Source organism: Pisciglobus halotolerans (assembly GCF_900113675.1).
In the GTDB taxonomy this organism is placed as follows: domain Bacteria; phylum Bacillota; class Bacilli; order Lactobacillales; family Carnobacteriaceae; genus Pisciglobus; species Pisciglobus halotolerans.
The window spans coordinates 1-5,860 of sequence record NZ_FOQE01000063.1 but is presented as its reverse complement, the minus strand read 5'-3'; the positions used below and the strand labels follow the sequence as shown (position 1 = coordinate 5,860).

Genomic DNA, 5,860 nt, shown 5'->3' with positions numbered 1-5,860 from the left:
TAAAATACGCTCGTTCGTCTTCAATGTGAATGTGTTGCTTAGCCAGTTCAGAAAAACCAAAGATGTTCATCAGCTCTTTCACTAGGACGAGACCCGAATCACTCGATAGCTGACCACCTGTATGAGAAATAGTGATATTTGAATTGAATTTTACTTGATTTTTGTGTAAGCTAGTCATGAAAAGAACTCCTTTCTTTTGGTTGGTTTAGTCACTTTAACCATAGCAGAAAGGGGTTCTTTTTTCATCACTTAACGGGTGAAGATGAAAAAGTAATTGTAAGCTGCCGTGAGGCAGTTTCACATGGTTTTAATTAAAAGTATGAATTATTCAGGTTTAATGATTGTTCATAAAGAAACAACAGGCTAGCCGCAATATTGGCACCATTCGAATAACCTAGCGCAATGACCTTTTTTCGATCAAAGTGGTATTTTTCAGCTGCTTGATTAATAAAGTCATAAAGCTGTTTGGTTTCCTTTATTAAATCTTCTTCATCAAAAACGCCTTCTGCTAGCCGTTTGAAAAATCGAGGCATTCCATTTTCTAAAATATTTCCTCGAACACTTAAAATGGACGCTTCTGGGTCAATAAACTCAGCGACCGGCAGCAAATCATACTCATTTCCACCCGTCCCATGAAGAAGCAAGAAAACTGGCTTCGTTGGATTGCCTTCTTTAAATAAGTGAATCATTTTTTCACTCACCTTTCTTTACTTTTCATTTTATCTGTTTGGATTTGTCTTTGATCATCACTATTTATTTGGTGAGGTTTAATGCATAACAAAAAGGGTTGTGAATGTTCTTTCAATATTTTTTATTTTTTTACTGCCGGCTGGCCTTTGATTTTGTCCAAAAATTGGGTCAGCTGAGCTAGTTCTTCGACGGAGTAATCCTCAAATAAATAGCGAACAGAACTCACATAGTTGGGAGAAATATCCTCACGAATTTGTTTACCTTGATTTGTCATCTGAATATAAATAACTCGTCGATCCGTTGAGCTGGGAACACGCCTGACATATCCCTTTTTTTCTAATTTGTCAATCACATACGTGATACTGCTGCTGGCTAGTAAGAGTTTTCTTCCAATGTACTGAATTGGTTGATCTCCTTCTTTAAAAAGAAGTTCTAAGACCATATATTCAGTAAAGTTTAAATGATAAACGGATAAATCACTTTTTAATCTATCTTGAATGTATTGAGATGTTCTGATCATGCTCATTAATGCTTTTATTTTAGGATCATTTTCTGTCATTTTTTCCACTCCGAATGTTTTTTCTGATTGAATATCTTTAATTCGAGATAAATTTATCATAGAACATTTAAGCGGTCAATCCACTATCGCATCATGAGCACACTTATTTTGTTTTTTATCTATCATAAACGATACAAATCGGTATCGATTCAAGCTGCATCATAAAAAATGAATGATTTAAAAAGAGGCTAAGATCATTTCTTAGCCTCTTAGAGAACTGTTTTATTTCAGCGTACAAAATGTTTAAGATCTATTGTAAACATCTTCAATATTTATAAGATGTTTTGTTTTCTTGCTTTAACGGTGAAATCCCCTTAGCCAAATGGAAAGTTATTCCACGTCGATCTTATTGATTATCTTGACGAACAGTTTTCAAAGCTGTAGACCATGCGTTTACTTGATCAAGCATCGTGTTGACTGTTGATTCTTGAATCGCTGCTGGCTTAAAGACGCTCATGTTTTCAAAATCAGTAAACAAGGACATAGCAGGATGTGTACGGACATCGGCTACTTGCAGCTCAGCCAATACAACTCGTAAGGCTTCAGCAGCGCGAACACCGCCAGATGAACCATAACTTACGATGCCTGCTGCTTTATTATTAAATTCAACATATAAATAATCAATAGCATTTTTTAGTGCAGCAGTTATGCCATGGTTGTATTCAGGCGTAATAAATACAAACCCATCAAGACTCTTGATTTTTTCAGACCATGGCAAAGCTTCTGGGGTTTGATAATCTTGGCTGAAAGAAGCTGAAATAGGTTCAGCATACATTGGTAAATTGTAATCTTTGATATCAACTACTTCATATTCAGCATCTCCGCGCTTGTCACCAATTTCTTTTACCCATTCTGCTACTTGTAAACTATTTCTTCCTGGACGTGTACTTCCAGTGATAATACCGATTTTATTCATTATAATATTCCTCCTACAATTTTGAATGCCGTTAATTCCAAATCAATTAACTAACTAATTGTAAGTTTACTATCAAAAAGTAAATAAGTCAAGAGGAAAGATGCTTTTTATTTCTATTCTTTTCATTTCTTCCGATCCTCATTCAGTTTATTGGTTTATTAAAGATCAGACGGCGTAACGATCCCCAATAAAGTTTCTTCTTTTTTACCTTCTTCAGTAATCAATAGTGCCTTTACTTCTTGATTATTCCGCAATAATTCTGCCGCAACATCTACACTCATTTCTTTGCGTATCACTAAGTAATTGGAACTTTTTTCATCCTCTTTTAAGATCTCACCAACTTTGATCTGGTCGAATTGAACTTGTCCTTCATCTGCGTAATTGGCTAACCAACTCGCAATACCATTTTCAGTCAAAACACCAACTAATTGACTGTTTTCATAGATAGGAAAATGAGTGAACTTGTGTGTCTGAATAATTTTTAACAATTTAGAGAAATAATCGGTCGTTTGAAAACAAACCACTTCTCTTTTAAAAATTGGAAAAACTTTGTTTGGATTTTTAATCTCTCTTTCAATTTTTTCAATTTCCTCAACCACTGTGTCCGTTGGGTCAGCTATATACTGACCTGGAAAAACCTTTTTGTGTACCATCACATTTCGCAAATCAGCAAATGCTTGTAATTCACTTTTGTATTGTTTTACACCGCTATTTCGATATTCATTTTCATCAAGCAAACGGTAGAACGGCTTTTTATTTTCCTCTTCATGACTTAAAAAACTTAAATAACTTTGGATGCGATTAAAGCTAGCAATAAACTTTTCAGCATTTTGGCCCATTTTACTTCTCCTTTTCTGATTTTAAAATATATTCAGCCAATTAAAAATGGCTGCAGAACCTAGACTGTAGAGAGCAGTTGGCAATGGTTTTCCTAACAATATAATCAAGGTGAATTTTTTCAAAGACATACTCGTCAATCCTGCTAAATAACATAATGCATCATCTGGTGCGATTGGAGCTATAATACTGATCGCAAAAAAGCGGTCAAATGCTTTTCCCTTATTTAAATGGGCAGCATACTTTTGATATAAGCGTTCGCCTACCATCTTTTTGGCGATCCATTGTCCGTATCTCCGTGAAATAAGAAAAGCAATGATTGACCCCAAACTGATCCCAAGATAGTTATAAAATAATCCCCAGCCTGCTCCAAATAGAACAATGCCTGCTGTACAGGTAACTGCTGCAGGCAGAAAAGGTAAAACAACTTGAAATACCTGTATCAGGATAAAAATCAAAACTGAATAAAACCCAAAGCTATTGACATAAGCAATTAAGCTTTCACGTGATTCAAATAAACCACCTTTATACCCATAGTAAATGAGCAAGCCTGTCAAAATCACGCCTGCTAATGACACGATATCGATCATGTCAACTTTGTACTTACCAAATAACTTCATCTTAATACCTCATTTTGTTCGTCTTTTAAAAAGTAGTTCACTTTTTCTGTTTGGATCACATGAAAAAACTTGTGCTTAGTTTATACAGCATTTATTTTTTCGATTCTTCATCTTCTAACGCTGGTAAAGAAAGATGCCCCTAACGGATTTAGCATGAAAAAGAAAAAGATTTTTTTACTGACCCCTGTTGAATAGTGTAGGATTCTTTTTTCTAATCCAGCTGGATCATGCGTATATTGTATTTTGAAAACAAAAAAACAGTCTTTCATATATACCTTTATCGATATACAAAAGACCGTTTCATTTTGAACATCTTTTATTTCCATTTCATTATTCTCGGTACATGTTTATAAAGGTAACCGTATAAAGAACAAAAGATAAACTCAAGAAAATCCCTGTCAGGATCATCAACACATTCGCCCAATTTTGTGAAACAGGTAATCCAACCAACGCTGTCATACAGACATAAAAGATAGCTGTCGAAATTTTTCCAAACCATTTTGCTCCGTCTAGTTTCTTCCCTTTACGCAATAAAACCACATTCCCTAATAACAGCGCCAGTTCTTTAAATACAAATAATAGGACGATCAACCACATATAGCGGTATTTCATAACAAGGCAAAATACAATTGCCCCCTGCGTCAGTTTATCTGCTACTGGATCTATCAGTTTTCCCAGTTCAGTAATTTGATGAAATCGTCGAGCAATAAGACCATCAAATAAATCTGTTAAACCAGAAAAAATAATGATGCTCGCTGCCACATAATGATCTTCCTGTGATTGAGCATTCAAGTAGAGGTATACAAAAATCGGGATTAGAATAATCCGTATATAAGAAAGAATATTAGGTATTGAAAAAAGTTCTTTTCGTGTTACGTTCACGTATTTTCCTCCCACAACTGTTGAATAAAAGGCTTGTTTATGATTTTATTTCCTTTAGGAATCAGTAAACTAAGCTTTTAACTTATTCTATCACTCATTTTTATGATCTTATTTTTCTTTATAATCAAAGTGATCAATTGAATAAGTCACACTTTCCATATCTTCAATACTGAAGAAAGTTTCTTCATTCTCAGCTGGGACGGCTAAATAAATTGGCATAATGGTATTTGGTTCTAATACACCAAAATCATCTTCAGATAAATGATATTTCGCTTGATTCAAGATTTCCTGACCGTCTTTCGTTGCCATGCTAACATTCAGATCAATGTCTGTCATTGCCACATTCGTTCGATTGACAATAATAAAGGCTGCTTGAACATTACTTTTTCCTTTTTCACCTAAATAGAGGCCTGTAAAATGGATCGCTACGTCATTTTCTATCCCTAAAGAATCTGACTTTTCTATTCTATCTTGGATCGATTGTAATAAGGGATCGCTATCGACCGTATAACCTTGTTCAACTTCAGCTGCTTGGGGAACAAAAGTCAAATCTTCTCCCACTTTTACGCCAGAAGATGCTGTTGCATCAGAAGACTCTGCTTTACTGCTAGCCTCTGAACTGTTTGTACTTTTCGTAGTTGAACTACTGTCTGTTGCTTCAGATACGACTGATGAATCACTTACCGCTGGATCTTCTTGTTTTGGTTCTTTATCCCCGCATCCTGCCAGTATAAGGGATGCACCTAACAACATTGCCATCTTTTTCATACTTATCTCCTCCTAAAGGTGGTTTTGTTTTACGTTCTTATCATGTATATAAAATCATTGTAACGTATTTTTAATCTCCCCACAATTAAAAAGAAAACACACTTCATGGCAATGATTGGTTGCTCAGTTGTAAAGTCAAATGCATAAATTTTTATAAAAACCTTGGTAGACAATGGATTTACTAAAAAGTCAGTATTATCAAGGGATGGGATAATCTTCTGTCTTTAGTCTTGTGCCCATTCTATTTTTTTGGCTTATTGTTGGTGCGTCTTTTAGCGTGTCTTGCAATAAGCTGTGTCAAGAGGAAGAGCAGAGCGGCTCTTGATACAGCTTGTTGCAAGACGCTATCCTTTCGGCGCAACAAGAAGCTCGTTAAGCTGCGACTATTCTATCTATTTCAGATGCTAAACATTCTGTTGGTGTAGCATAATCTATGATTCGACGTGGACGTTCGTTGATTGCGTCTGTATAAAGCTGGAGCTCTTGATATCTTAAGTTTCTTAGTGAATGGCCTTTAGGAACAAATTCGCGAAGCAGACCGTTATGTCGTTCATTCGTCCCTTTTTCCCAGGAAGCGAAGGCATGAGC

At 35.5% G+C, this 5,860-nt stretch carries 8 protein-coding genes and 1 pseudogene; all 9 read right to left on the bottom strand.

Annotation, left to right across the window (positions count from 1 at the left end; all coding sequences use genetic code 11):
* Positions 1-178: transposase (locus BM057_RS11590; protein WP_177186253.1), on the bottom strand; the 178-nt coding region annotated here is incomplete at its 3' end.
* 133 nt (positions 179-311) lie between these two features.
* Entirely contained in the window at positions 312-689 is a 378-nt protein-coding gene (locus BM057_RS11170) for an alpha/beta hydrolase (RefSeq protein ID WP_218147473.1), read from the bottom strand.
* A 122-nt stretch (positions 690-811) separates the two neighbouring features.
* Positions 812-1,249 (bottom strand): MarR family winged helix-turn-helix transcriptional regulator, encoded by a 438-nt coding sequence (locus BM057_RS11165; RefSeq protein ID WP_092093812.1) that lies wholly within the window; start codon positions 1,247-1,249, stop codon positions 812-814.
* 346 nt (positions 1,250-1,595) lie between these two features.
* Positions 1,596-2,165, bottom strand: a complete 570-nt coding sequence (locus tag BM057_RS11160) for an NADPH-dependent FMN reductase (RefSeq protein ID WP_092093810.1) — start codon at positions 2,163-2,165, stop codon at positions 1,596-1,598.
* 158 nt (positions 2,166-2,323) lie between these two features.
* Positions 2,324-3,004 carry a CBS domain-containing protein gene (locus BM057_RS11155; RefSeq protein ID WP_092093807.1) on the bottom strand — a complete coding sequence of 227 codons (681 nt, stop codon included), beginning with the start codon at positions 3,002-3,004 and terminating at the stop codon, positions 2,324-2,326.
* Positions 3,005-3,025: 21 nt separating this feature from the next.
* The gene (locus BM057_RS11150; protein WP_092093804.1) at positions 3,026-3,622 is read right to left on the bottom strand and encodes a TVP38/TMEM64 family protein; all 597 of its coding nucleotides are present in this window, start codon (positions 3,620-3,622) and stop codon (positions 3,026-3,028) included.
* A 330-nt stretch (positions 3,623-3,952) separates the two neighbouring features.
* Positions 3,953-4,504 (bottom strand): CDP-alcohol phosphatidyltransferase family protein, encoded by a 552-nt coding sequence (locus tag BM057_RS11145; protein WP_047391569.1) that lies wholly within the window; start codon positions 4,502-4,504, stop codon positions 3,953-3,955.
* Positions 4,505-4,612: 108 nt separating this feature from the next.
* A complete protein-coding gene (locus BM057_RS11140) occupies positions 4,613-5,272 on the bottom strand; it encodes a hypothetical protein (RefSeq protein ID WP_092093802.1) in 660 nt (219 codons plus the stop codon).
* A gap of 372 nt (positions 5,273-5,644) precedes the next feature.
* Positions 5,645-5,860, bottom strand: a pseudogene (locus BM057_RS11775) (IS30 family transposase); the annotation flags it as partial.